General features: G+C 68.8%; 26 protein-coding genes. 13 read left to right on the top strand and 13 right to left on the bottom strand.

Going from position 1 to position 26193, the window contains the following annotated elements; all coding sequences use genetic code 11:
- The first annotated feature begins 164 nt into the window (after window positions 1–164).
- Window positions 165–407 carry a hypothetical protein gene (locus IE075_RS01675; RefSeq protein WP_189452681.1) on the top strand — a complete coding sequence of 81 codons (243 nt, stop codon included), beginning with the start codon at window positions 165–167 and terminating at the stop codon, window positions 405–407.
- 7 nt (window positions 408–414) lie between these two features.
- Here the strand turns inward: IE075_RS01675 and thpR are convergent, their stop codons facing one another.
- Entirely contained in the window at window positions 415–939 is a 525-nt protein-coding gene (thpR, locus tag IE075_RS01670) for an RNA 2',3'-cyclic phosphodiesterase (RefSeq protein ID WP_189452680.1), read from the bottom strand.
- A 170-nt stretch (window positions 940–1109) separates the two neighbouring features.
- Between thpR and IE075_RS01665 the strand changes: the two genes are divergently transcribed.
- Window positions 1110–1901 (top strand): SDR family oxidoreductase, encoded by a 792-nt coding sequence (locus IE075_RS01665; RefSeq protein WP_189452679.1) that lies wholly within the window; start codon window positions 1110–1112, stop codon window positions 1899–1901.
- Between the two features lie 58 nt (window positions 1902–1959).
- On the opposite strand, the gene IE075_RS01660 is transcribed toward IE075_RS01665, so the two are convergent.
- Window positions 1960–3843, bottom strand: coding sequence for an ATP-binding cassette domain-containing protein (locus tag IE075_RS01660; protein WP_189452678.1), 1884 nt, complete (start codon window positions 3841–3843; stop codon window positions 1960–1962).
- Between the two features lie 147 nt (window positions 3844–3990).
- Between IE075_RS01660 and IE075_RS01655 the strand changes: the two genes are divergently transcribed.
- Complete coding sequence (locus IE075_RS01655) at window positions 3991–6072, top strand: S8 family serine peptidase (RefSeq protein ID WP_189452677.1); 2082 nt, start codon at window positions 3991–3993, stop codon at window positions 6070–6072.
- Window positions 6073–6171: 99 nt separating this feature from the next.
- Here the strand turns inward: IE075_RS01655 and IE075_RS01650 are convergent, their stop codons facing one another.
- Window positions 6172–6924 carry a DUF5666 domain-containing protein gene (locus tag IE075_RS01650; protein ID WP_189452676.1) on the bottom strand — a complete coding sequence of 251 codons (753 nt, stop codon included), beginning with the start codon at window positions 6922–6924 and terminating at the stop codon, window positions 6172–6174.
- 149 nt (window positions 6925–7073) lie between these two features.
- Complete coding sequence (locus tag IE075_RS01645) at window positions 7074–8633, bottom strand: protein adenylyltransferase SelO (RefSeq protein ID WP_189452675.1); 1560 nt, start codon at window positions 8631–8633, stop codon at window positions 7074–7076.
- Between the two features lie 162 nt (window positions 8634–8795).
- On the opposite strand from IE075_RS01645, the gene IE075_RS01640 reads away from it, so the two are divergent.
- From IE075_RS01640 to IE075_RS01630, 3 genes are all read left to right on the top strand, one after another.
- Entirely contained in the window at window positions 8796–8951 is a 156-nt protein-coding gene (locus IE075_RS01640; protein WP_189452673.1) for a hypothetical protein, read from the top strand.
- The gene (locus tag IE075_RS01635) at window positions 8948–9421 is read left to right on the top strand and encodes a YaiI/YqxD family protein (protein ID WP_268244902.1); all 474 of its coding nucleotides are present in this window, start codon (window positions 8948–8950) and stop codon (window positions 9419–9421) included. The genes IE075_RS01640 and IE075_RS01635 overlap by 4 nt, the downstream gene beginning before the upstream one ends.
- 137 nt (window positions 9422–9558) lie before the next feature.
- Window positions 9559–11625, top strand: a complete 2067-nt coding sequence (locus IE075_RS01630) for a DEAD/DEAH box helicase (protein WP_189452670.1) — start codon at window positions 9559–9561, stop codon at window positions 11623–11625.
- 564 nt (window positions 11626–12189) lie between these two features.
- Here the strand turns inward: IE075_RS01630 and IE075_RS01625 are convergent.
- Window positions 12190–13071, bottom strand: a complete 882-nt coding sequence (locus IE075_RS01625; protein ID WP_189452668.1) for a pseudouridine synthase — start codon at window positions 13069–13071, stop codon at window positions 12190–12192.
- Window positions 13072–13218: 147 nt separating this feature from the next.
- Between IE075_RS01625 and IE075_RS01620 the strand changes: the two genes are divergently transcribed.
- Both IE075_RS01620 and IE075_RS01615 read left to right on the top strand, forming a co-directional pair.
- Window positions 13219–13773 (top strand): YaeQ family protein, encoded by a 555-nt coding sequence (locus IE075_RS01620; protein ID WP_189452667.1) that lies wholly within the window; start codon window positions 13219–13221, stop codon window positions 13771–13773.
- Between the two features lie 3 nt (window positions 13774–13776).
- Entirely contained in the window at window positions 13777–14970 is a 1194-nt protein-coding gene (locus IE075_RS01615) for a BaiN/RdsA family NAD(P)/FAD-dependent oxidoreductase (RefSeq protein ID WP_189452665.1), read from the top strand.
- Window positions 14971–15067: 97 nt separating this feature from the next.
- Here IE075_RS01615 and IE075_RS01610 read toward each other — a convergent pair whose 3' ends face one another.
- The gene (locus tag IE075_RS01610; protein WP_189452662.1) at window positions 15068–15589 is read right to left on the bottom strand and encodes a pyridoxamine 5'-phosphate oxidase family protein; all 522 of its coding nucleotides are present in this window, start codon (window positions 15587–15589) and stop codon (window positions 15068–15070) included.
- 104 nt (window positions 15590–15693) lie between these two features.
- On the opposite strand from IE075_RS01610, the gene IE075_RS01605 reads away from it, so the two are divergent.
- Window positions 15694–16161: an FKBP-type peptidyl-prolyl cis-trans isomerase gene (locus tag IE075_RS01605; RefSeq protein ID WP_189452660.1), complete on the top strand. Its 468-nt coding sequence runs from the start codon at window positions 15694–15696 to the stop codon at window positions 16159–16161.
- Here IE075_RS01605 and IE075_RS01600 read toward each other — a convergent pair.
- The 3 genes from IE075_RS01600 to IE075_RS01590 all read right to left on the bottom strand — a co-directional run bounded on the left by IE075_RS01600 (window position 16145) and on the right by IE075_RS01590 (window position 18816).
- Entirely contained in the window at window positions 16145–16921 is a 777-nt protein-coding gene (locus IE075_RS01600; RefSeq protein WP_189452658.1) for a sulfurtransferase, read from the bottom strand. The genes IE075_RS01605 and IE075_RS01600 overlap by 17 nt on opposite strands.
- 61 nt (window positions 16922–16982) lie before the next feature.
- A complete protein-coding gene (locus IE075_RS01595) occupies window positions 16983–17135 on the bottom strand; it encodes a hypothetical protein (RefSeq protein ID WP_189452656.1) in 153 nt (50 codons plus the stop codon).
- Window positions 17136–17166: 31 nt separating this feature from the next.
- Complete coding sequence (locus tag IE075_RS01590; protein WP_189452654.1) at window positions 17167–18816, bottom strand: serine hydrolase; 1650 nt, start codon at window positions 18814–18816, stop codon at window positions 17167–17169.
- A 107-nt stretch (window positions 18817–18923) separates the two neighbouring features.
- On the opposite strand from IE075_RS01590, the gene IE075_RS01585 reads away from it, so the two are divergent.
- A complete protein-coding gene (locus IE075_RS01585; protein ID WP_189452652.1) occupies window positions 18924–20174 on the top strand; it encodes a TIGR03862 family flavoprotein in 1251 nt (416 codons plus the stop codon).
- Here IE075_RS01585 and IE075_RS01580 read toward each other — a convergent pair.
- Entirely contained in the window at window positions 20152–20763 is a 612-nt protein-coding gene (locus tag IE075_RS01580) for a DUF998 domain-containing protein (protein ID WP_189452650.1), read from the bottom strand. The two genes, IE075_RS01585 and IE075_RS01580, sit on opposite strands and share 23 nt — an antisense overlap.
- Before the next feature lie 13 nt (window positions 20764–20776).
- Window positions 20777–21286 carry a DUF1993 domain-containing protein gene (locus IE075_RS01575; protein ID WP_189452649.1) on the bottom strand — a complete coding sequence of 170 codons (510 nt, stop codon included), beginning with the start codon at window positions 21284–21286 and terminating at the stop codon, window positions 20777–20779.
- 243 nt (window positions 21287–21529) lie between these two features.
- On the opposite strand from IE075_RS01575, the gene IE075_RS01570 reads away from it, so the two are divergent.
- Both IE075_RS01570 and IE075_RS01565 read left to right on the top strand, forming a co-directional pair.
- Window positions 21530–21898, top strand: a complete 369-nt coding sequence (locus IE075_RS01570) for a response regulator (RefSeq protein ID WP_189452647.1) — start codon at window positions 21530–21532, stop codon at window positions 21896–21898.
- 1 nt (window position 21899) lies between these two features.
- Entirely contained in the window at window positions 21900–22748 is an 849-nt protein-coding gene (locus IE075_RS01565; RefSeq protein ID WP_189452645.1) for a cyclic di-GMP-binding domain-containing protein, MshE-related, read from the top strand.
- 121 nt (window positions 22749–22869) lie between these two features.
- Here the strand turns inward: IE075_RS01565 and IE075_RS01560 are convergent, their stop codons facing one another.
- Both IE075_RS01560 and dinB read right to left on the bottom strand, forming a co-directional pair.
- On the bottom strand, window positions 22870–23484 hold the full coding sequence (locus tag IE075_RS01560) for an HD domain-containing protein (RefSeq protein ID WP_189452643.1): 615 nt from the start codon (window positions 23482–23484) through the stop codon (window positions 22870–22872).
- Window positions 23474–24559, bottom strand: a complete 1086-nt coding sequence (gene dinB / locus IE075_RS01555; RefSeq protein ID WP_189452640.1) for a DNA polymerase IV — start codon at window positions 24557–24559, stop codon at window positions 23474–23476. Before dinB ends, IE075_RS01560 begins: the two co-directional genes overlap by 11 nt.
- 114 nt (window positions 24560–24673) lie before the next feature.
- On the opposite strand from dinB, the gene IE075_RS01550 reads away from it, so the two are divergent.
- A complete protein-coding gene (locus IE075_RS01550) occupies window positions 24674–25915 on the top strand; it encodes an App1 family protein phosphatidate phosphatase (RefSeq protein WP_189452638.1) in 1242 nt (413 codons plus the stop codon).
- Window positions 25916–26193 lie beyond the last annotated feature (278 nt).

Raw genomic sequence — 26193 nt, 5'->3', positions numbered from 1 at the left:
CTCAGAGCCTGCGTCGCGTCACGCCGATAGCCCGTGAACGCTTAAGCTCGGCCATGCACGCTTCCATCACTGCCGCAGGCGAATATCGCCGCGCTGGAGTCCGCTCGCGCGGATGTTGCACGTTTGAATCATCACACGCCCGCAAATCCGTTCGAGGCTCTCCGATGCTGATCCAGGACCGCCGCCGTTGCCGCCCGCAGTCGACGAAAGACTTCCGCGCCCTTCTCAACACCTCCCAGCTCGTGCAGCTCGCGCAGTTGGAGCGCGATGGCTGGCGCCTGCAGTTCGTTCGCCAACGGCCATCGCAGCTGCCGGTCACCGTGCTCGCCGCCCGCGACCGTCGCACCGCCGTCCTGCGTTCCGACGGCCGCCTCGATACGACCACCTCGGTCTCGCTGCGCGACTGACCGGCGCTCAGCCGCGCAGCGGCCAGCGCCCGATTTCGACGTAGCCGCAGCCCTTGCGGCTTTCGATCAGCACAAACGCGTCCACCGGCCAGTCGATCGGTTCGATCGATGCGTCCGCCGTGGGACGGCGCACATCGCGCCGCACCGTCACGTGCGGCGCAAACGGACGCGACTCGACCGCGAAACCCCGCTCGCGGAGCGCCGCGCCCAGTTGAGCGTGGAGGTCGATGAGCGCGGCAGGTGTGTGCGAACACCCCAGCCAGGCCACCCGGGCGCGCGCGAAGCCGCCGGCGCGATCGAGCACGAGATCGAACCGATCCGCGGCAACGGCCGCGCCGGCGTCGCGCACTCCATTGCACGCACCGTCCGGGACATCGCCGAGAAAATGCAGGGTGAGATGCAAGCGCTCTGCCCTCACGCGCCGTGCTCCGGGCGCCGCTGCAAGAGACTCGGTCGCAGCGTCGATGCGCGTCCGCACGGCAGCGTCGGGCCACAGCGCAAAGAACAGTCGACGATGGCTTGAGTCGTCCATCGGGGCAGCATGTCAGCGCCTCTGCCGATGACGCGTGGACGTGGCGGCCGCCCGTGCCTTCATCGCTCTGCGACAGGGCCCTGACCACCATCGTCGCTTCTCACCAAGGGACACACTCTGTGGCCGCAAAGCGCGCGAAACGTGGCATTTCCCCCGGGCATCAGCGCTCCATGACGCGTAAGCCGGAGACGATCCGCGATAGCTATCGCGGCAGCGGCAAGCTCGAGGGCCGGGCCGCGCTGATCACCGGTGGCGACAGCGGCATCGGCCGCGCCGTTGCCGTGCACTTCGCGCGCGAGGGCGCCGACGTCGCCGTCCTCTATCTCGACGAGGACGACGACGCGCGCGATACCCAGGCCATGGTGGAGGCGGAGGGCCAGCGCTGCCTGCTGATTCGCGGCGATGCGCGTCGACAGGCGTTCTGCAAGAACGCGGTGGCCCGCACGGTGAAAACGCTCGGGCGCCTCGACGTGCTCGTCAACAACCTAGCGGACCACACGGAACAGGCGAAGCTCGAGGACATCACCGCAGCGCAGTTGCGGACGACGTTCGAGAACAACGTGTTCCCGTTCTTCCACCTGAGCCGCTATGCGCTCGAACACTTCGGGCCCGGCAGCACGATCATCAACACCGGCTCGGTGACCTCGTTCCGCGGCAGCGATCATCTGATCGATTACGCCGCGACCAAGGGCGCGATCGAGAGTTTCACGTACTCGCTTGCGAAGAACGTCGTGGACCGCGGCATCCGCGTCAACGGCGTCGCGCCCGGCCCGATCTGGACGCCGCTGATCACGTCGACCTTCGACAAGAAGAAGCAGCGCGAATTCGGCCGCAATACGCCGATGAAGCGCCCGGGCCAGCCCAGCGAAGTCGCACCCGCGTTCGTTTACCTGGCCTGCGACGACAGCAGCTACGTCACCGGCCAGTTCATCCACGTCAACGGTGGCGGGTTCATCGGCTGACCGGCAAAGACCGCGCGTCGCGGGGTGGGCGACGCGCGGCCACGGCGCCGCCGATGATTCAAGCGTCGAGTTCGGTCCAACGGGCGTAGGCGGCGTCCAGTTCCGCCTGCACGCGCGCGAGTTCCGCGCCGTGCGACGCAACGGCCGCGCTGTCCCGGCGGTAGAAGTCCGCCTCGTTCATCTCCGCCGTCATCGCGGCAATGCGCGTCTCCAGCGTCTCGATCCGCGCGGGAAGCTGTTCGAGCTCACGTGACTCCTTGAAGCTCAGCTTGCGTTTCGGTGCAGATGGCGCCGCGGCGCTCGGCGCGCTGGCAGCCGAGGGCGCAGTCGTCGCGCCCTTGCGTTCCGCGGGGGTCGGCGCGACCGGTCGCTGACGCACCCAGTCGGAGTAGCCGCCCACGTAGTCACCGACCTGCCCGTCGCCTTCCATCACCAGCGTCGAGGTCACGACGTTGTCGATGAAGTCTCGATCGTGGCTGACGAGCAGGAGCGTGCCGGAGTAATCGCCCAGCAATTCCTCGAGCAGCTCGAGTGTTTCCACGTCGAGGTCGTTCGTCGGTTCGTCCATCACCAGCAGGTTCGACGGCTGTGCGAAGAGCTTGGCGAGCAGCAAGCGGTTGCGCTCGCCGCCCGAGAGCCGCGTGATCGGCGCGCGCGCTCGCTCGGGCGTGAACAGGAAGTCCTGCAGATAGCCGATCACGTGCTTCGGCTTGCCGTTGATCTCGACCGACTCGCGCCCTTCGGCAACGTTCTCGATTGCGTTCCAGTCCTCGCGCAGCGTCGCGCGGTACTGGTCGAAATACGCGACCTGCAGGTTCGTGCCGATACGCACCTCGCCCGCCTTCGGCTGCAGGTCGCCGAGCAGCAGCTTGAGCAGCGTGGTTTTGCCGCTGCCGTTCGGTCCAATCAGGCCGATGCGGTCCCCGCGCATGATGGTCGTCGAGAAGTCGCGCAGGATCGGCCGACCGCCGTAGCCGAAGTCGACGTTCTTGACGTCGATGACCTTGCGGCCCGAACTTTCGGCGTTCGCCACTTCCATGCGCACGTTGCCGACGCGCTCGCGTCGCTGGCCTCGCTCATTTCGCATCGCCTCCAGGCGGCGCACCCGGCCTTCGTCGCGCGTGCGGCGCGCCTTGATGCCCTGCCGGATCCACACCTCTTCCTGCGCGAGCAGCTTGTCGAAGCGCGCGTTCTCCTGCGCCTGCGCGTGCAGCCGTTCCTCGCGGCGGCGTTCATAGTTGGCCCAGTCGCCGGGCCAGCTCGTGACCTGGCCGCGGTCGATCTCGACGATGCGGGTGGCGAGCGCGCGCAGGAAGCGACGGTCGTGGGTGATGAAGATCAGCGCGCCGGTCCAGCCCTTGAGGAAGGCCTCGAGCCAGTCGATCGCCTCGATGTCGAGGTGGTTCGTCGGCTCGTCGAGCAGCAGCACGTCGGGCGTGGAGACGAGCGCACGCGCGAGCAGCACCCGCCGCTTCATGCCGCCCGACAGGCCTGAGAACGCGGCCTCGCCGTCGAGTTCGAGCTTGGTCAGGGTCTCGGTCACACGCTGGTCCAGCGCCCAGCCATCGGCCGCTTCGATCTTCGTCTGCACGCGTGCAAGTGCGTCGCCGTCGAACACGTCAGCATGGCTGAGGTGGTGGTACTCGGCCAGCCAGCGGCCGAGATCGCCGAGGCCCTCCGCTACCACGTCCCACACCGCGCCTCCCGCGCCGATCGGCACCTCCTGCTCGAGCCTCGCGACGCGCACCCCGCCCTCGCGGCGGACCTCGCCGTCGTCGGCCTGCAACTCACCCGCGATGAGCTTGAGCAGCGTGGACTTGCCGGCGCCGTTGCGTCCGATGAGCGCGATGCGCTCGCCTTTATCGATGGAAAGCTCGACGTTCTCGAGCAACAAGGGGCCGCCGACGCTGTAGTCGACGTTCTGCAGGGTGATCAGGGGCATCCCGGCATTCTACCGGTCCGCGCGCCCGCGCCCGCCCGCATTCCGTGGCGCGTGAGGGTTTTCCCTCTTGCGAACGGGGCGGAATCCCGGATGGCCGTGCGCGACGGCGAGGCGGAGAGTCGGGTCATCCCCCTGGAGGCTGCCCCCATGCGTCGTCGCTCCGTCACCCACTCCGCCCTCGGCCTCGCCATTGCGCTCGGCCTTGGCGTCTCCTTCACCGCACAGGCCGATGCGCTGGTCTCGAAGGACCTCGAGCAGCGCCTGGCCACGCAATCCACGCACCGCGTCATCGTGACGTTCAGCGACAAGGCGCAGATGTCGCGCCTCGCGAACCTCACGAGCCAGATCCTGCCGATGAAGGCGCTGCCGATGGCCGGCGCGCTGCTCACCTCCTCGCAGGTGCGGGAGGTCGCGCAGTGGGACGGCGTCGAGAGCATCTACTTCGATGCGCCGTTGAAGTACTTCAACTACGACGCGGGTGAAATCACCAACGGTCACAAGGTGCACGACGGCATCGGGCTGAGCGGCAAGGGCATCACGATCGCCGTGCTCGACTCCGGCGTTGACGCAACGCACCCGGACCTGCCGCAGGGCACCAAGGTCGTGCAGAACGTGAAGCTCGTCGGCGACCTCGGCATCGCCGGCGCTTCGGCGTGGGTCGAGAACGTGCCGAACTCCGACACCAGCAGCGGCCACGGCACGCACGTCGCGGGCACGGTCGGCGGCACGGGCGCTGCCTCGATCAATGATTCGCGCCGCGCCCGCGCGCATGACGGCATTGCGCCGGGCGCGAAGCTCGTCGGGCTCGGTGCCGGCGAAGGCCTGAGCATCCTGTATGCACTGATGGGCTTCGACTACGCGCTCGCGAACCGCGAGAAGTACGGAATCGACATCATCACCAACTCGTGGGGCAGCTCGAACAGCGTCTACGACCCGAGCAACCCGATCAACAAGGCGAGCTACGAGGCGTACCGCCAGGGCATGATCGTGGCGTTCGCCGCGGGTAACGACGGTCCGGCGGAGAACACGCTCAACCCGTATGCGATCGTGCCATGGGTCATCAATGTCGGCTCGGGCACGAAGGCGAAGGACATCTCGAACTTCTCGAGCCGCGGTGTAGAAGGCGACTTCTACAAGCACATCGACGTGGTCGCTCCGGGCTCGAGCATCATCTCGACGCGTGCACCGAACACCGCGCTCGGCCAGACCGGCCTGATCGCCGACGTCAACAATCCCACCTACACGCAGTACTACCACACGCTCAGCGGCACGAGCATGGCGACGCCGTTCGTCGCGGGCGCCGCGGCGGTGTTGCTCGAAGCCAACCCCGATCTGTCGCCCGACCAGATCGAAACCATCCTGATGCAGACCGCGTCGCCGATGAACTACCCGTACCACGTCGTCGGCGGCGGCTACATCGATGTGCTCGCGGCGGTCGATCTCGCGTCGAAGACGCAGGGCCAGCGCAGTGAGTTCCTCAAGGGCATCACAAAGTGGTCGAGCAAGGGCCGCTGGGTCATCGCGGCGGACTCGCATTCGCTGCTGTCGTACAGCGGCACCTGGTCGAGCGTTGCAGACGAAGGCACCGTCGGCGGCAGCTACAAGACGGCGAAGGTCAGCAAGAAGTCGGTACCGCGCGTGAAGCTCGCATTCGAAGGGAGCGCGGCGCAGATCCTGTATCCGCGCGACCCGCGCGGCGGACTGGCCGATGTCTATGTCGACGGCAAGAACGTGGGCCGCATCAGCTTCTACAGCACGACCGAGGACGACCGGAACAGCTTCCCGATCACCGGGCTCGGCAGCGGCCTGCACCACGTCGAGATCCGCGGCGTGCAGGGCAACGTGTACTTCGACGGCAGCCTGACCGAGGGCCAGCTGTACTCGACGAACACCGTGCTCAGCGAAACCACCACGCGCTTCACCGGCACGATGGGCCCGTCGGCCGAGAACCTCGAGATCGACGAGTTCGCGTTCGAGGTGGGTGCAGACGCGATCACGGTCAAGGCCGTCATCGGCTGGGACGGCGGCGTCGACATCGACTTCTCGCTCGTCGATCCCGACGGCAACGAGGTTGCGTCCGGCGCCACGCTGAACAACCCGGAAGTGCTGGAGTTCGCAGTCGCCAAGCCGGGCACGTACAAGTACCTCGTCAAGGGCTACGCGACGGTGCTCGCGAACTACACGCTCGACAGCACGGTGGTCACCGCGAAGACGACGGTCGCGCCGTAAGGCTGAGGCTCTGCAACACAAATAGAAGCGGCCGGGGAAACCCGGCCGCTTTTTCATGCCCGTGATGGCCGCCTCGTCGGTCGGCCCCAGTGCCGGATCTCAGGGATACCGCGACCGCGCGTCGACCTGCACCTCGACGCGCTCGGCCAGCCAGTCCTGCCCGAAGCGCCGCGCCTGCACGCGGATCACGTCGCCCGATTGCAGCTGCTCGGGCCGCAGCCGCTGTCCGCGGTGCACCACTTCGGTGCGCTCGTCGTAGAACACGCGCTCGGCCCGACCGGTGTAGCCACCGCGCGTGATCTCGATCAGGCGGGCGCGCGGATCGACCATCCGCACGGCACCTTCGATCGCACCGCCGTAGGTGTCGCCGTAGCCGCTGCTCGGCGCCTCACGCACGTTCTGCACCACTTCGATGAAGCGCGCCTGCAGACGGCCGCCGGCGTTCGTCGTCTCGACGCGGATGCGGTCACCACGCTCGAGGCCTTCAACCGGATAGTCGCGCCCCTGGTACACCAGCCGCGTGCCGCGGTCGTAGGCGATCTCGAGCGCGCGTGCGCCGCCGTATCCGCTGCCGTCGGACGCGATGACGATCCGCCCGTAGTTCGGGTCCACCTGCTGGACCGTGCCGAGCACGACTTCCGCGCCGTACTCGCCGGGGTACTGCCCACCGGGGTACTGCCCGCCTGGGTAGCCTGTAACGGGACCGCCGGCCCCGGGGTACGCCGTCTCGCGGTACCCGCCGCCGGGATATCCACCGCCGTACGGCGTGGCGCACGCGGCGAGCAACAACACGCTCCCGCCGAGCGCCGTGGCGCGTGCCCGCTGAATCCATCGGACCGAATTCGGGTTCATTGCCGCTCTCCAACTGGACCGCGGCCAGCATCGGCGCACGCAGGTGAATGCGCGGTCTGCACACCGTCGGCTCTCCGACCCTCGGTTAAACCACGTCGAACAGACGCCTGTTTACGGCCGAGCGAGCGCGGCTCAACGGCGCACGGCGCCTACGAACTGCACGAAAGCATCGAGCACCCGGCCTTCGTCCGCGCCCAGTCGGGTCGGCGCTGCGCAAAGCGCTCGCTGCCGGGTTGGTCGTCGTACGGCCGGCGCATCACCTCGAGCAACTCGACGATCCCGCCCGGGTCGCCCTGCTCCGCGCGATCGATCGCCTGCTGCGCTAGGTAGTTGCGCATGACGTAACGCGGGTTCGCGAGCCTCATGCGCTCGCGGCGCGCGTCAGCCGGGGAGTCGTCCTGCGCAACACGGGCGGCATACCGACCAAGCCAATCACTGAGTCCCTGTGCCACCTCGTCTCGCTTCTCCGCGTCGTAGAACGTCTCCTCGAACGGCACGAGCGACGGCGCCGCGAGGTCCACGTCTATCAGGGCGCGGAAGAACAGCGTCATGTCGACTTCGCCAAGCGCGAGCAGCGAATACAAGGATTGGGCCAGCTCGACGTCCTCATCGCGGCACTCGGCAAGCCCGAGCTTGCGCGCGATCGTGTCGCGATCGGCATCGATCCACGCATCGACGTACGCCTGCAACGCCTCCTCGAGCGGCGTGGTCGTGCCGAACAGCGGCACCAGCGCGTTCGCGAGTTGCAGGAGGTTCCAATGGGCGACCTGCGGTTGCCGGCCGAAACGGTAGCGGCGGTTCTGGCGATCCGTCGTGTTCGGGGTCCAATCCGGGTCGAAGTTGTCGACCCAGCCGTACGGGCCGTAATCGATCGTGAGGCCGAGGATGGACATGTTGTCGGTGTTCATCACCCCGTGCACGAAGCCCACCCGCATCCAGTGGGAGACCATCACCGCCGTGCGCGTGCACACCTCGCGGAACCATGCGGCGTACAGCGCCTCGCCCTCGCCCGACAAATGGGGAAAGTCGCGACGGATGCAGAACTCCACGAGCCGGCGCAGCAACTCGACGTCGCCTCGTGAGGCCGGCAGCTCGAAGTTTCCGAAGCGAAGAAACGATGGGGCCACGCGGCAGACGATCGCGCCCGGCTCCGGCCGCGCATTGCCGTCGTAGAACATGTCGCGCACGACGTCGTCACCCGTCGCGACGAGGCTCAGCGCGCGCGTCGTCGGCACGCCGAGGTGGTGCATCGCCTCGCTGCACAGGAATTCGCGGATCGACGAGCGCAGGACGGCGCGGCCGTCGGCGGACCGCGAATACGGCGTGGGGCCTGCGCCCTTGAGCTGCAGCTCCCAGCGCTCTCCTGCGTCGTTGATCGCCTCGCCCAGCGTGATCGCGCGGCCGTCGCCGAGCTGCCCGGCCCAATGGCCGAACTGATGTCCGCCGTAGTTCGCGGCGAAAGGCTGCATGCCGGGCATCAGGCCGTTTCCGCCGAACACCCGGGCGAACTCGGGCGACTGCACGTCAGCCTCGTGCAGGCCCAACCGCGAGGCCATTTCGGCCGAGTGCGCGAGCAGACGGGGCGCCGCTACGGGCGTGGGGTCGACACGGGACCACGCCGCGCCGTGGACCTGCCGGATGCGCGATCCGGTTTCGGTGTCGCCCGGCAGCTCGCGCAGGAACGCATTGTCGAATCGCAAGGTACGCATGCGCACACCTCCGGGTAGTCGGCTCGCGATGGTGGTTAGATGCCTGCGACCGCGGCGTGACTGCCGCGCGCCCTCGCGCGTACACGCGTGACACGGACGTGTTTCACCCCACGTGTAGACCTTTCGCGCCTACACTGCCTCATTGACCGACCGGAGCCGACCTTGGCCAAGCCCAACTATTCCTTCGAAAAACGCCAGCGCGAAATCGCCAAGAAGAAGAAGCAGGACGAGAAGAACGCGAAGAAGCAGGCCGCCAAGGATCAGGCCACCCGCGACGCCGAGCGCGCGGCTGGCACCGGGTCCGACACCCAGGGGTGAGCCCCGCCGACGCGGCGTCCGATCGCTGCATCTGGGTGGACGCGGATGCATGCCCCGGCGTAATGCGCGACATCCTCGTGCGCGCGGCGCTGCGCGCTGCGGTGCCGATTACGTTCGTCGCGAACCAGTGGATCCGCGTGCCGAGTTCTCCGCTGATCCGTGCGCTGCAGGTCGAGCACGGGCCTGACGTGGCCGACACGGCGATCGTCGAGCGCGTGCAGACAGGCGACCTCGTGGTCACGCAGGACATCCCACTGGCTGCGCGCGTGATCGAAAAAGGCGCAGACGCGCTCAATCCGCGCGGCGAGCGCTACACGGCGGGGACGATCGCCGAGCGCCTGTCGATGCGAAATTTCATGGACGAGTTGCGCGGTGCCGGCGTGCAGACCGGCGGTCCGCCGCCGCTGCACGCGCGGGATCGGCAGGCGTTTGCCAATGAACTTGACCGGTGGCTCGCCCAGCGCGCTTGAGGTGCAATAGGCCCCGCGCCAGCGCGCCTACCTCGCTTGTACGAACATCCCGCATACGCAGCCCACACGCCGCGTTTTAACCCCACCGCTACACTGTCCGCATTCAGGCCGGTGTTCACCGGCAGCGAGCCCGCCCCATGAGCGCCGAATCTCCCGCGCCTTCGATCAAATTCACCGACCTCGACCTGCCCGAGCCGCTGCTGCGCGCGCTGACGGATGTGGGCTACGAGTCCCCCTCCCCCATCCAGGCCGCCACGATCCCGCCGCTGCTGCAGGGCCGCGACGTGCTCGGGCAGGCGCAGACCGGCACCGGCAAGACCGCCGCGTTCGCACTGCCGATCCTCGCGCGGATCGACGCCTCGCAGGCCAAACCGCAGGCGCTGGTGCTCGCGCCGACGCGTGAACTTGCGATCCAGGTCGCCGAGGCGTTCCAGAAATACGCGCACCATCTGCCCGGCTTCCACGTGCTGCCGATCTACGGGGGCCAGAGCTACTACCCACAGCTGCAGGCGCTCAAGCGCGGCGTGCAGGTCATCGTCGGCACGCCCGGCCGCGTGATCGACCACATCAACCGCGGCTCGCTGGATCTCTCCGAGCTGCGCTGCCTCGTGCTCGACGAGGCCGATGAAATGCTGCGCATGGGCTTCATCGACGACGTCGAGGCCGTGCTCAAGAAGACGCCAGAAACGCGCCAGGTCGCGCTGTTCTCGGCCACGATGCCGCCGCCGATCAAGCGCATCGCGCAGACGTATCTCAAGGAGCCGGTCGAGGTCGCGATCAAGTCGTCGACCACGACCGCCGCGAACATCCGCCAGCGCTACTGGTCGGTCAGCGGCATCAACAAGCTCGACGCGATCACGCGCATTCTCGAGGCCGAACCGTTCGACGCGATGATCGTGTTCGCGCGCACCAAACTCGGCACCGAAGAACTCGCCGAGAAGCTCGCCGCGCGTGGGATTGCGGCGGCGGCGATCAACGGCGACATCCAGCAGGCGCAGCGCGAGAAGACGATCCAGAACCTCAAGGACGGCAAGATCGACGTCCTGGTCGCCACCGACGTCGCTGCACGCGGCCTGGACGTCGACCGCATCAGCCACGTGCTGAATTACGACATCCCGTACGACACCGAGAGCTACGTGCACCGCATCGGCCGCACCGGCCGGGCGGGCCGCAAGGGCGAGGCGATCCTGTTCGTGACCCCTCGCGAGCGCGGCATGCTGCGCGCGATCGAGCGCGCGACGCGCCAGCCGATCGAGCCGATGACGCTGCCCACCGTCGAAACGGTCAACGAGCGGCGCGTGGAAAAGTTCCTCGACCGCATCTCCGAAGCGCTGCAGAGCCCCGACGTCGCCCAGTACCGCGACCTCGTCGAACGCTTCGAGCGCGAACGCAACGTGCCGGCGGTCGAGATCGCCGCGGCGCTCGCCAAGCTCGTGCAGGGCGACATGCCGCTGCTGCTCAAGGCCACCGATGACCAGGTGCGCGCCGCACGCGGTGCGGACTACGAACGACCGGCGTACAACCGCGGCGGACGCGAAGAGCGCGGGCCGGCGCCGCGTCGCGACGACGCGCGGGGCGGTCGCGAGCGCGGGTTCGACCGCGGTGGCGACCGCAGCGCGGGATCGCGCGATGGATTCGAACGCAGCGAACGCGCTCCGCGAGAGTCCGGCTTCAACCACGACGCACAACGCGGGCCCGCCCGCGACGATGCGGCGCGCGGTTCCGGGGCGAATGCGGGCGAAGGCGTTTTCGACGAGTCCCCTGCCCGGGCGCCGCGCGAGCCGCGCAGCGCGCCCGAAGTCGGCATGGAGACGTTCCGCGTCGAGGTCGGGCACGCCCACGGCGTCAAGCCCGGCAACCTGGTCGGCGCGATCGCGAACGAGGCGGAGCTCGAAAGCCGCTACATCGGCCGCATCGACATCCGCGACAGCTACAGCTTGGTCGACCTGCCGCAGGGCATGCCGTCTGAAGTGATGGATCACCTCAAGCGCGTGCGCGTCGCGGGGCAGCAACTCCAGCTCGCGCGCGCCGCGGAAGAGGACATTGCCGGCGGCCACGGGCGCGGGCCGCGCCCTTCGGGTCCTGGCGGTCCGCGACCGGGCGGTCCGGGTGGTCCGCGTGGCCCACGCACGGGCGGTCCAGGCGGTCCGCGTTCCGGCGGCCCCGGCGGGCGCCCGGGATTCAAGCCGCGGCCGCCGCGTTAAGGCGCTGGGGCGCCGCGTCGCGCGGCAGTTTCCAGCGCAATTCGGGCTCAGGCGAGCGGGGTCTTTCACTCGTGACCCCGCACCCGGTGCGGACGCGGCCTCGGCGGCGTTCCGTGCCGATGTCCGCTGTCGGCCGGCGCGGCAGATGCGCTCGCGTGCCGAGTCGGGCGCGTTTGACGTTCCGATCGCCTGCGCCATTCCGACGATCCGGCTGCGCCGCATGGGCATGCACCGCTAGCAAAAAAGGCATTGGCTCACTGATCGGATCGGGGTGCGAGCGAGGCGTCGTCCGACCCGTACTCCGCCATCCACGAAGCCGATATCGGCCAGCCGCGTCAGCGACTTCGGCTCACAAGCTCAAGCCCGGCTCCGGTCTTCCCACAAAGAAAGCCGGCTCTCGAACACGCGCTCGCGGCCATCCAGCGGATCGGCGAACGCGAGGCCGCGCGCGAGCAGCTTCAAGCGAGGCGTCGCCCGACTCGTACTCCGCCATCCACGAAGCCGATATCCGCCAGCCGCGTCAGCGACTTCGGCTCACAAGCTCAAGCCGTAGCTCCGGCCTTCTCACAGAGAAAGCCGGCTCTCGAACACGCGCTCGCGGCCATCCAGCGGATCGGCGAACGCAAGCCCGCGCGCGAGCAGTTTCAGCGGTCGCTCGAAATCGTCCGCGGCGGCGGGCGCAAGTTCGGGGTACAGCGGATCGTGTCGGATCGGCGCACCGAGCGAGGCCATGTGCACGCGGAGCTGGTGCTTGCGCCCGGTGACGGGTTCGAGGCGGTAAGCCCACTCATCCGGATGCCGGTCGATAATGTCGATGCGGGTCTCGCTGTTCGACGTGCCGCTGCATTCCTGCATCCGGAAGAACGGCGCGCCGGGCTCGAGTCGCGAGCGGTGCACATACGGAAACGACAACGATCGCAATGCCGGCGCGATCGCTTCGTAGTGTTTGACGATGCGCCGCTCGCGAAACAGGGTCTGGTAGCGGTCCCGCGCCTCGGTGTTTCTCGAGAACAGCACCAGCCCCGCCGTCAGGCGATCGATGCGGTGGAGCGGCGCCAGATCGTCGTCGGGAAACGCACACGCGAGACGCGCGAGCAGGGTCTCGCGCACGAAGCGACCCGCCGGCACCACCGGCAGGAAATGCGGCTTGTCGACCACGATCAGATGCGCGTCGACATGCAGCACGGTCTCGCGCACGGGGATCGGCGGTTCGTGCTCGAGCTCGCGGTAGTAGTAGATGTCGAGCCCGGTGCGCACCGGCGCGTCGGGGTCGAGCGCGCGCCCGCCCTCGCCCAGCACGCGCCCGCGCGCGAAGCGTCCAAGCCACACCTCCGCCGTCACGCCCGGGAACCGTTCGCACAGCGCATCGAGCAGCCGCGGCGCAGCGCCGGGCGCCAGTTGCAGGTGGCTGGCGGCGATGCCGTCGATCGATGGCGGGCGTGTCATCGGCGCAGCTTAGCGGCCACGCCGCAGCCGGCGCGCCCGAACCGACGCACGCATGCGGGACCGGCGAAGACACGGGCCGGCCCCCGGATCGGGTCGGCGACCGCGTTCGCCCCTAGAATGACGCCCCCTTCCCGCCCGGCCGCCACGATGTCGCCCAAATCCACCGTCGTCAAAGCCGAGCTGCAGGTCAGCGACATGGACCGGCACTACTACGCCACGCACGCGCTCACGCTGGCGCAGCACCCGTCGGAAACCGAGCGCCGACTCATGGTGCGGCTCCTCGCGTTCGCGCTGTTCGCCGACGAGCGTCTTGCGCTCGGGCGCCCGCTCGACGGCGAGGAGGAGCCCGACCTGTGGCGCCGCGACTACACGGGCGACATCGAGCAGTGGATCACGCTCGGCCAGCCCGACGAGGCCGACGTGCGCCGCGCCAGCGGCCGCGCCCGCGAAGTGATCGTCGTGACCTACTCCGGCGCGAGCGCGCAGCAGTGGTGGGACAAGAACGCCGCCGGCCTGTCGCGGCTCAAGAACCTCACGGTCATCGACATCGCCGAGGCCGACGTCGACGCACTCGAGGCGCTATACGGCCGCACGATGCGCTTCAACGCCCTGATCCAGGACCGCGAAACGCAGCTCATGGGCGAGACGGGCAGCCTCGCGCTGCGGCCGAACGTGCGCATGGGCGACGCGCTCGGCCACTGATCGATGGAGCATGTCGACGTCCTCGTGATCGGCGGCGGGGCCGCGGGCCTGTATGCGGCGATGACCGCGGGCCGGCGCGGGCGGCGCGCCGTCGTGATCGAGCACGCGAACAGGGTCGGCAAGAAGATCCTGATGTCCGGCGGGGGCCGCTGCAATTTCACGAACACCGGCACGACTCCGGAAAACTACCTCTGCGGCAACCCGCACTTCTGCAAGTCCGCGCTTGCACGCCACACGCCCTGGCACTTCATCGAGCTCGTCGAGCGGCATCGGATCGCGTATCACGAGAAAGAGCTCGGCCAGCTGTTCTGCGACGAATCGTCGAAGCTCATCGTGCGCATGCTCGTCGACGAGTGCACGTCGGCCGGCGTGCGCATCGAGACATCGTGCAGCGTCGAGCGCGTGGCTCACCGCGACGACGGGCAGTTTGAATTGCACACGACGCACGGCGCCTTCGTCGCGACGTCGCTCGTGGTCGCGAGCGGTGGGCTGTCGATTCCCAGCATGGGCGCGAGCGGCTTCGGCTATGAACTCGCACGCCAGTTCGGACACGCGCTCCTGCCCACGCGCGCGGGGCTGGTGCCGCTCACGCTCAGCGGCAAGCACCACGAGCGGCTCGCGGAACTCAGCGGCGTCGCGCTGCCCGTCGTCGCGACCTGCAACGGGCAGTCGTTCGAGAACTTCATGCTCGTCACGCACCGCGGCGTCAGCGGGCCATCGATCCTGCAGATCTCGTCGTACTGGCAGCCCGGCGACGCACTGACGCTGGATCTGCTGCCCGGCGTCGACGCGTACGAGGCGCTGTTCGGCTGGCAAAAGGCGCGTCCGGCCGCGGAGTTCAAGACCGTGCTCGGCGACGCGATGCCCAAACGGTTCGCACAGCGCCTGTGCGAGGTCTACCTGCCGCACGGCCCCCATACGCGGCCGCTGCGGCAATACACGCCGGCGCAGCTGCGGGCGATTGCGGATGTGCTGCAGGCATGGCCGCTCGTCGCGAGCGGGACCGAGGGCTACCGCACCGCCGAGGTCACGCTCGGCGGCGTGGACACCGACGGCGTTTCATCGAGCACGATGCAGTCGCGGCTCGTGCCGGGCCTGTACTTCGTCGGCGAAGTGCTCGACGTGACCGGCTGGCTCGGCGGCTACAACTTCCAGTGGGCCTGGGCGTCGGGACACGCGGCCGGGCTTGCGGCCTGAGCGGTCGGCCTGATCGGTCGCAGTCCCCGCATGCGATGACGCCAGCAGGCGCGCCGCATCACACGGCACGCCCGCCTCGACACCAACGGTGCGTCACTCAGTGGCGAAGATCGATCGTGCGATTTTCGTTCATGTGGCTCGGGTTCTTCGTCACCGCGGTGGTGACGAAGTACAGGCCCTTGCCGATCGCCGTGCTGGGGCCGTCCCAGTACTCGGCGCTCTCGGGATCGATGCGGATCAGGCACAGATTCGGATCGTCCTTGCCGTCCTTGAAGAAGATGCTCATCTGCGGCGACCACAACTCGTCGATGGTCTTGCGATCGCGGGTGATCGACGCTCGACCGGCTACGGACACGTAGGTGCCCTTGCTGCGCGATGCGTACGCGACGTTGACCTGCGGGTTCGCTTCAAGCTCGCGGACCTTCTCGCTGTGATAGCCGGTGGCGAACCAGAGCGTGCCGTCCATTTCGGCGCGCAGCGTGTGCAGCGGGCGGCTGTGCAGTCGGCCGTCGGGGGCGACTTCGGTCAGCATTGCGACTTCCACGTCCTCGATGAGGCCGTGCAGCTTCTTGAGAGCGTTATCGCGGTCGAGCGGGCGGTGCTCGTCATGGTCGGTCATGGTGGGCTCCTCAGGGGCGAACGGGACCGCTCCATCTCAACAGCCCTGCGGGAAACACGGAGTGAAACCGCAGGTTGGGGCAGACTGCGCGGCGGAGGACGCCCATGACCCACATCCCTCGCGCCATCGCGGCGCGCCCGTTCACTGCGTTGCTCTGCGCAGCGCTGCTCGTGTTGCCGGCCTGCCGTGACCCCGGACCGCCCCCGGGCGGCCGCGTGGCCGAGCTGCAGCGCGTCGAAAGGCAGCGCGGTGAGGGTGCACTCGCCCTGCCCGGCACGGAGGTGGCGGTGCACTACACCGGCTGGCTCTACGACGAGCGCGTGCCTTCAAAGCGCGGCGCGCAGTTCGACAGTTCATACGCGCGGGGCGAGCCGATCACGTTCCTGCTCGGCGCAGGCCGCGTGATCCGCGGGTGGGACGAAGGCGTGGCCGGCATGCACGTCGGCGGCAAACGCACGCTGCTGATTCCGCCGGAGCTGGCCTACGGGCGCCGGGGCGCGGGCGGCGCGATTCCGCCCCATGCGTCACTCGTGTTCGACGTGGAGCTGGTGGACGTCAAGCCACCGCGCTGATCACATCGCCCTCGCCCTCGCCCTCGCCGTCGACGAGCGGCTGCAGCTGCGCGTCGAGCGCGACGCGGCCGTCGAACACGAAACACCGGCCGTCGTAACCGAACCCGCCGACGCGTTCAAAGTAGTTGAGGATGCCGCCCTCGAGCTGCAGCAGGTTGTCCATGCTCGAAGCCTGCAGATGCAGCGCAGCCTTCTCGCAGCGGATGCCGCCGGTGCAGAAGCTCACGACCGTCGCATCCGCGAGCGCGTCCCGATGCGGCGCGAGCGCGTCGGGCAGCTCGGTGAAGTTGTCGATCGGCAGGGTGAGCGCGTTGTCGAACGTGCCGTAGCCGAACTCCTCGCGGTTGCGCGTGTCGAGCAACACGAGGCGGCGGCCCGTGTCGTCGTGGCCCTGTTCGATCCAGCGCGCGAGCGTCTCGGGTTCGACCGCCGGCGCGCGATCGCGGCCGAGCGGTTGGGCCTCGTCGATGCGGTAGCTGATGATCTCGGGCTTGACCTTGACCTTCAGCCGCCCGAACGGCTGCATGCGGCTCCAGCTGCGCTTGACGACGATGTCGGCAAAGCGCGCATCGGCACGAAGTGCATCGAGGAAACCGTCGAGCGCCGCTGCGTCGCCCGCGAGGAACAGGTTCAGGCCTTCGGGCGCGACGAGCACGGTGCCGCGGAGTTCCGCGGCTTCGGCACGCGCCTGAAGGGTGTCGGCAAGCGCGCGCGGGTCGGCAACCGCGACGAAGCGGTAGGCAGCGATGTTGAGGATCATGTCCGCGATTTTAAGGCCGCCGCAGCGCGCGGCGCCCGCTGTCGCTGAACCGCGGTCGGGCTTAGCGCACCGACAGGCCCAGGTGCGGCGCGAGCAGCCAGTACACGGCCCCTAGCACGAGCGCCCAGAGCGCCACCCGCACCACGAGGCCGACGGCCTTGATCGCGAGCCACAGGCCGATCACGACGATCGCGATCGCAATCCACAGGCTCATGCGTGCGCCGCCGTTCCGAACGTTCGCCGGCTCATGGTGAGCCCTGCCCGTCTTTGACCGGCGCCAGGCGCAGATCGTGGAAATCGAAGCTGAAGTCCGTCAGCGGCGAGATCGCGTGCATGCGCACGTCGCGGATCGCACCGTCCGGATCGAGCGAGAAGTTCACGAACGCGTCTGCGTTGAGCCAGCGCGCGTCCCAGCGGACGATGAATGTGTCGTGCTGCCAGTGCTCGAGCGTGCCGACGAGATCCGGGCTCGGCTTCATGCGCAGCCGCATTGCGCCCTTCTCGCGGGAGACCTCGACATCCCCGTACCAGGGATCGCGATAGGTGCCAGCGTACTTTTCGAGTGGCAGCGACGGCTTCGAACGTGCGTCGCGCGCGGCGACGTGCTTGGCCCAGTCCTCACCCGCGTCGTCGCGCGCTTTAGCGAGCGACGCTGCGTAGGCGGCCACCCAGTCGGTCTCCGGCGCACCGAGGTAGGCATCGAGAACGCGCAGCGTGATCGCCTGGAACGGCGCAGCGAGCTCCGCATTCGTGAGCACGACGACGCCGAGGTCATGCCCGGGCACGAGCGTGAGGCGCGAGACCATGCCCGGCCAACCGCCGGTGTGCCAGACAAGCTTGTGACCGCGGTAGTCCGACAGCTGCCATCCCTCTCCGTAGCCCAGGAAATTCGGCTTGGCCGCGCGCAGTTCGGGCACCGACGGGTTGGGGATCTTCATCGGCGTGACGACGGACCACATCGCCTCCTGCCGCTTCTCGCTGAAGAGCCGCTGCTCGTTGCCGGCCGCGTCGAGGTAGGTGCCGCCGGCGAGCTGCATCTGCATCCACTTCGCCATGTCGAGCACGTTTGAGTACAACCCGCCCGCGCCCGACACGTTGTGCCACGACACGCGCGGCGCGGGGACCGTGTGCTTGAAGTCCGCCTTGGCGTAGCCGGTGGCGACGTCGTCGCCGTCGCGGAGCGCGTCGCTGTTGTAGCGCGTGTCGCGCATGCCGAGCGGGTCGAGGATGCGCGTGCGCAGGAAGGCATCGAAGTCCTGCCCACTGGCCTTCTCGATCACGAGCTGGGCGACGCCGTAGAGGATGTTGTCGTACGCGTACTGGCCGCGGAAGCTGCCTTCGAGCGGCACGTCGCGCAGGCGCCGCGCGACCTCTTCCGTGCTGTAGCCGGTGCCCGGCCAGTACAGCAGGTCGCCAGCGCCCAGCCCGAGCCCGCTGCGATGCGCAAGAAGGTCACGGATGCGCATTTCGTGCGTGACGTATGGATCCGACATGCGGAACCACGGCAGGTGCTCGATCACGCGGTCGTCGAGCGAAAGCTTGCCCTCATCGGCGAGCATCGACAGCGAGGCGGCAGTGAACGCCTTCGTGTTCGACGCGATCGCGAACAATGTGTCGGCTTCGACCGGGGCGCCGGACTCCAGGTCGCGCACGCCCCAGCCGCGCGCGAGCACGACCTCCCCGTCCTTGACCACGGCGACGGCGATGCCCGGCACGTCGAATTCGGATCGCGCGCGCTCGACGAAGGCATCGAGCCCCGCCAGCGCGGGCGGGGTCACGCCCGGGGCGGTCGCCCGCGGGGTGGGCGCGGGCGTCGCCGCAGCAGCGCCCAGCGCCACCACGAGCGCGGCGCATGCGATCAGGACGAGAGGCAGGCGGCGGGCGGTGGACGTCATGCGGCGCACGGTGGGGAATGGATGGCCACCATAACCGACGCTGCCTGCACCGCCGTACGTACGGCCCCCGCGCCTATCATGGCGCCCCGTTCTCCGCCCCGCGCCCGATGCCCGACCCCGTTTTCCTTCCTGGTCTTGCCATTATCGGCGGCGGCCCCGCCGGCCTGATGGCGGCCGAAGTCGCGCGCGCCGCGGGCGTCGAGGTCGATTTATTCGACGCGAAGGGATCGGTCGGCCGCAAGTTCCTGATCGCTGGCAAGGGCGGGCTCAATCTCACCCATTCCGAACCGCGGCCCGAATTCGATGCGCGTTATCGCGAGCGGTCGATGCACGTCGGCGCATGGCTGGATGCGTTTGATGCGGACGCCCTTCGGGAATGGTCGCGCGGGTTCGGCATCGAGACCTTCATCGGCACCTCGGGACGGGTCTTCCCGACCGACCGCAAGGCCGCGCCGCTCCTGCGCGGCTGGGTGCGGCGGCTTCGCGAATCGGGCGTTCGGTTCCACATGCAGCACCGGTTCCAGGGCTGGGCCGACGACGGCGCGCTGCACATCTCGACGCCGGATGGCGAGGTGCTGCTGCACGCCCGCGCGACGGTGCTCGCGCTCGGTGGCGGCAGTTGGCCGGAACTCGGCTCGGACGGCGCGTGGGTGCCCTGGCTGGTCGATCGGGACATCGACGTGGCCCCGCTCGAGCCCGCGAACTGCGGCTTCGACATCGGCTGGAGCGAACATCTATCGACGAAGTTCGCCGGCGCGCCGCTGAAGCCCGTCGTCGCCCACTGGACCGATCCGAGCGGCGTCGCCCATGCACTGCAGGGCGAATGCGTGCTCACGACGACGGGCATTGAGGGCAGCCTGGTCTACGCACTGTCGGCCGACCTGCGCCAGCTCATCCAGCGCGACGGGCATGCCCGGCTCGAACTCGACCTCGCGCCGTCGCGCACGTTCGAGGCACTGCGGGACGCGCTCGCGCAGCCGCGCGGCAGCCGCAGCCTCGGCGAGCACCTGCGGCGGCGCGCGGGCCTGGAGGGCGCAAAAACCGCGCTCCTGTTCGAGTGCGTGGACCGCGCGGCGATGCAGGACCCGGCTCAACTCGCCGCGGCGATCAAGCGCCTGCCTCTCAAACTCGTACGGCCTCGCCCGATCGCGGAGGCGATTAGCAGCGCCGGCGGCGTGCGGCTCGAGGCCCTCGACGAGGCGCTGATGCTGCATGGCCTCCCCGGGACGTTCGTGGCCGGGGAGATGCTGGACTGGGAGGCGCCGACCGGCGGCTATCTGCTGACGGCCTGCTTCGCGAGCGGCGTGGTGGCAGGACGCGGCGCCGTCGAGTGGCTCAGGCGACGCGGCGCCGGCTGAAGCCGAACGCAGCCGCGCCGAGCCAGACCAGCACGAGCAGCACCACGATCTTCTGGGTCAGCCCGCGCGGGGCGTCGCGCCAGAGCGCATGCGTCCACAGCGCGATGAACGCGAGCGCGGCCAGTGCCAATGCCGGCGCATACCGGTGTCGCCACGCGGCGTCGAGCCTGAGCCGCCACGATTGCAGCAGCATCGCGACCGTCACGCACAGGAACGCCGCCTGCGCCGCGATGCCGTGCACGAGCGTCTCGAGCGTGACGTCCTGCCCCGGCAGGCGGCTGTCGGCAACCGCGACCACTGCCAGCGCGATGCCCGCCCACGCAAACAGCAGCGCAGGCGCGCCGCTGCGAGCGCCGCGGGACAGGCCCGCGTAGCCCGCTGCGCCCAGCCCCAACAGCGACGCGGCGAGCGCGAAGTACGCGGCCTTGAGCCACGCCCCGTGCGTGCCGAGCAGGTACAGGCTCAACGGGGCGTCGCGCCAGTCGAGATCGGTGCGCACGCCCTGCAGCGCTAACGCCACGGCCGCGAACGACACCACGCCCGCGAACGCGAATGCGCCCAGGGGGCGCGCGAGTCGTTCGTGTTCCATCGTCGGGTCAGGCTCAGTACTGACCCATGAAGTCCTTCTTGCCGATCGGCACACCGCCGTGGCGCAGCAGACCGTACGCGGTCGTCACGTGGAAGAAGAACTGCGGCAGGCCGTAATGCACGAGGTAGGTGCGGCCGTCGAGGCGGCGCTCCTTCGGCGTGCCGGGCCGCAGCACGACGTCGCGCCCTTCGCTGCCCTCGAACGCGCTCGCATCGAGCCCCTCGATGAACTCGCGCGTGCGCGCGATGCGCGCCTGCAACTCGTCGAACGTGCGCTCGGTGTCCTCGTAAGACGGCACCTCGACACCCGCAAGCCGGGCCGACACACCCTTGGCGAAGTCGCAGGCAATCTGCACCTGCCGCACGAGCGGGAACATGTCGGGCGACAGCCGCATCTGCAGCAGCGCGTCGGGCTCGATCTTGCGCTCCTCGGCGTGGGCCTGCGCCTTGTGCAGCACGTCGGCGAGACTGGCGAGCATCTGGCGGAACACGGGGACGGACGCGTCGTGCATGGAAAGCGCCATGGGCAGCTCCTGTTGAAGTCGGGCGGGGAAAAGGAATCGAGGCGCGCGATGGTAGCCGGTGTTGCGGCCGGGTCCGACCGGCCGCGCGTCGCGAGGCATCCGAAGCGACACGCTCGAGCCGCCGCGCCCTCACGAGGCCTTCCCGAACCCAGCGCTAAAGAACCCTGAGACGCAGCCGTTCATGTAGCAAGCACCGCACTCGCGCGGTCCCGTCCTGTTCCAATCTGACGCCGAGGTCCACCGATGACGCCCCGCACCACCGTCCTGCTCTGCGACGATTCCCGCGCGCTGCGCCTTCTCACCGCGCGCCAGCTCGCCGAATGCGGTTTTGACGTGATCGGTGAAGCCGACAACGGCGTCGCGGCGGTCGAGCAGTACGAGAAGCTGCGCCCGGACGTGGTGCTGCTCGACCTCGTGATGCCGCAGCAGGACGGCAAGGAAGCGCTGCGCCGCATCCGCGAGCTCGATCCGAATGCGCGCGTCGTGATCCTCAGCTCGCTCGGCGCGCAGCACGACATCGAGGAGTGCCTGAAGCTCGGGGCGAAGTCGTACCTGCAAAAGCCCATCGACCCCGACGCGATGGTGCGCGTGCTGCGCGAGACGGTGGCCTGACATGGCAGCGAAATTCTTCGGACAATTCCTGCTCGAACAAGGCCTCATCGACGGCGCGCAGCTGCTCGAGGCGCTCGAGGTGCAGCGCGCGTCCAATCCGCTGCTCGGCGAGCTTGCACAGGCGCGCGGCTGGCTGACGGCGGCGCAGGCGGCCCGCATCAACGAGCGCCAGCGCGCGGAAGACAAGCGCTTCGGCGACATCGCCGAAGAGATGGGGCTGCTCGACGGCCACCAGCTCTCGCAGCTGCTCGACGAGCAGAAGGCGCGTCGCAAGCTGTTCGGCGAGATCCTCGTCGACCGCAACATGCTCACCCGTGAGCAGGTGGAGTCGGCGCTCAAAGCGCAGCAGAACGACCGCGATGATGCGCTGAAGTCGCTCGAGCTGGGCATGGCCGGCCACCCGCTTGCCGACATCGCCAGCGCTGCGCTCGCGACCTGCGGCCGGCTGTTCCCGCGGCTGCTCAAGCAGCAGGCACAGTTCTCCCGCCTTGTCGACGCGGGCGAAGCCGCGCCGCCGACCGGTGTCGTGGCCTCGGTGCACATCGCGGCGCAGCGTTCTTTCACGCTCGCGCTGGGGTGCGATGCCGCCACGGCAACCGGGATCGCATGCGGATTCCTCGGCATCACGGCCGATGAGTGCGACGACGCGCTTGCACAGGACGCACTGGGCGAACTCGTCAACGTGCTCATGGGCTACGTCGTCAAGGATGTGCTGCCCGACGACATGGCCTACCGTCCGTCGCCGCCGTCGTTCAGCGACAACGTGGAGCCGCTGCTGGACGGCGCGCCGTCACTCGCCCTTGTGCTGACCTCACAGCTGGGTCCCGCGGTCCTCGTCGTCCGGGGCTGAGGTTCGAGGCAGCTGTCCCGCTTGGAGCAGTGACATGCGCCCGGGCAGGCTCGCCGCGTTGAGACGCGGGCGGTTGCACGCCCTTCACCGCGCTCGGCTACCGAACGGCTAGCGGCCGCGCTCAGCGCTTCTCGGTCACCGCGCGACGCAGGTTGACGCGGGCCGGCGCGTCGTAGCGCGCGTGGAAGTGCTCGCTGAGGAACAGCCGCTCGCGAGCAAGCAGGCCCTTCAGGAAGCGACGCCGGTTCAGCCGGTACATCCACGCCGGCACGGCGCCGCGGTATTCGGCAGCGATCGCACGGTCGTACGCCGCGAATTCCGCCGGCGACGCACCCAGGATTGCCATATCGCAGTCCAGGAACAGCGCTGCGTCGCGATCGACACCCGCGGGCCCGAGCCGCCCGTGCCGGGCCGTGAGCTCGATGAGCGCCGCGACGCGCCCGCCGTCGCCCCCCGCCTGCCAACGCGCCATGTGCTCGACGGCCAGTGCCGCGGAGTTCGCCTCGTTGTCGCTGCGACCGGGGACGTACACCGCGTCGTGGTAGAGCACCGCGAGGAACGAGGAGACGGGATCGTCCCAGCCCGGGCCGTCGTGCACATCGCGCCAGTGACGGAGCACGGCATGTACGTGCGAGAGGTTGTGGTACGCACGCGGCGGCGAGGCATGTGCGGCGGCAAGCGCCTCCCACTGCGCCTCGGGCACGTCGATCGGAAACGGGGCGAGTTCAGGCCACATCGTCGAACAATCCGCTCTGGGCATGGTGGAGGTCGCGGTCGACGAGGCCGCCGAGCCCGACCCCGACCAGCCGATACCGCGTCGTCGCGGGCAAAGCGACGCGCTCGCGCAACGCCAGCGCGATCCGCACCAGCGCATCGGCCGATGTCGGGACGGCGCGCGGCGTGAGGCTGCGGGTCAGGATGCGGAAATCGGACGTCTTGAGCTTGAGCACCACGGTGCGCGCCACGCGCCCGTGCTCGCGTTCGTAGTAGGTCCACGCCTTCTGGGCCATGCGCTCGATGTGCGGCGCAAGCGCGTCGAGCGGCACATCGTGTTCCAGCGTGTCTTCGGCCGAGACCTGCAGCGACGGGCGCTCGGGCTCCACGGGGTGGTCATCGATGCCGCGGGCGAGCTCGAACAGCCGCCGGCCCCAGCGTCCGAAACACTGCTCCAGCTCCGCAAGCCGCCGCTCGCGCAGGTCGCCGACGGTCGCGATGCCGAGCTTCATGAGCCGGGCCTCGGTGACCTTGCCGACGCCGGGCAGTCGACCGACGGGCAGCGGCGTCAGGAAACGCTCGACCTGCTCCGGCCGGATCACGAACTGGCCGTCGGGCTTGCGCCAGTCCGAAGCGATCTTCGCGAGGAACTTGTTCGGTGCGACGCCGGCGGACGCGGTAAGCGCCGTCGCCTCGCGAATTTCGGCCCGAATCGCCTCCGCGGTTGCGGTCGCGCTCGGCAATCCGGTCTTCGTTGTAGTGACGTCGAGGTAGGCCTCGTCGAGCGAGAGCGGTTCAACGAGATCCGTGTGGCGCGCGAAGATCTCCCGCACCTGGCGCGACGCCTGCTTGTACCGGCCGAAGTCCGGCGGGACGAACACCGCATCCGGGCACAGGCGTTCGGCACGCACGGCGGGCATCGCCGACCGCACGCCGAACACGCGCGCCTCGTAGCTCGCCGCGCACACGACCGAGCGCGGACCCCGCCATGCGACCACGACGGGCCGGCCGCGCAACGTGGGATCGTCGCGCTGCTCGACCGACGCGTAGAACGCGTCCATGTCGACATGCAGGATCTTGCGCAAGGGTGTGGTCATGGGGGCGGCGCGGCGGGACGCGGCCATTGTGAGCCAAGCGTGCGCGCTGCAGTCGCCGGCTGAGTGACTCGCATCATGACGGTGCATTCGCGCTGCGCACCGAAGGATGTGCGCATGGACAAGCCCTCGCCCCGCCGCCGCTGGCCCACCGCCCTTCGCGGCCATCTCCACAACATCGCAGTCGACGTCGACGAACACGTTGACACCGCCTGGCGCCGCGTGAACACGCGGCTTGGGACGAATGCCCCGCGCCACATTGCCGCGTATCGCGGGTTCGCCGATGCGCGTGGCGTCGAGCTGTTCGGCCGCGTGCTGTCGAACCGCCCACGCGGCGGCCCCGGCGACGACGACCGGTGGTGGGACAACCTGCTCAACACGTACCGCCGGTTCGAGAGCGACGAGGTGCCGAACGTGCCGCTGCGGCTGCGCTTCCGCGACGCTGACTTCGAGATCGCGAGCGATTCCGAGGGTTACTACACCGCGACGTTCGACACGAGCGCCACGCCGAGCGACGCGCTGTGGGACAACGCGATCGCGTCGCTCGCCGACGGCACGCTCGCGACGCCGCAGCCCGTGCTGCAGGTGGCCGACGGACCGGGCATCGGCGTGATTTCGGACATCGACGACACGATCCTGCACAGCGGAGTGACCGATTGGAAAACCGCCGCGCAGCTTACGTTCCTGCACAACGCCCGCACGCGAAAGCCGTTGGAAGGCGTTGCACAGCTCTACCAGGCCTTACAGGCCGGCGCCGACGGTCGCGGACGCGTGCCGATCTTCTACGTCTCGAGCTCGCCGTGGAACCTCTACGAGTTGCTCGAGGACTTCATGGAGCTCAACACGATTCCCGCGGGGCCGATCTTCCTTCGCGATCTCGGCGTCGACACCGGAAAGTTCATTAAGTCCGCAGGCCACGGCCACAAACTCGAGCGTGCAAGCCAGCTCATCGAGCGGTTCCCGCAGTTGCGCTGGGTGCTGCTCGGTGACTCAGGCCAGGCCGACGCCGAGCTTTATGCCGAAGCCGCGCATCGCTTCGGTGACCGGATCGCGGCGATCTACATCCGCGACGTCGATCCGGCGGCGCTGTCGCGCTACGACAGCGGCGTCGACGCACAAATCGAGCGCGTGCAAGGCACCGGCGTGCCGATGCTGCGTGCGGCCGACAGCCTGGCGATGGCCAGGCACGCGGCGTCGCTGGGACTGATCGCCACCGACGCGGTGACCGCCGTGGCACACGAGGTCGTGCGTGACACCCAGCGCCCGACGTTGACCGAAGCTGCAGGCGACGCTGCAACGGGTGCGAGCGCCGGGCGCTCGGATCCTCAGCAGGACAACGGCGACAATCGGGAAGCGTAGCGTTGCGAGTTCGATTTCGGCGCCGGGAATCCGCGACGTGCCGACCGTATAAGCGCCGATCAAATCGGCGTCCGCGCCGGCCGATTGACGCTCGGCGGCGACACTCCGTCGGCAAAAAACTGGCGGGGCTACGCACGTTTGCGACGTAGCGCTGCATGCGCCGGCAATTCGGCTAAATAGCCGATTTCGTACAAATAACGAACCGTTTTCGTAAACTAAATTGCGTGTTTACGCACGGTTGCGTATTGCAATTGGGAAGAGGCTGTCTATTAACAGTC

Origin of the sequence: Cognatilysobacter bugurensis, from assembly GCF_014652095.1 — a bacterium.
Taxonomy (GTDB): domain Bacteria; phylum Pseudomonadota; class Gammaproteobacteria; order Xanthomonadales; family Xanthomonadaceae; genus Cognatilysobacter; species Cognatilysobacter bugurensis.
The sequence above is the reverse complement of the archived record's forward strand: the minus strand, read 5'-3'. Positions and strand labels throughout refer to the sequence as shown.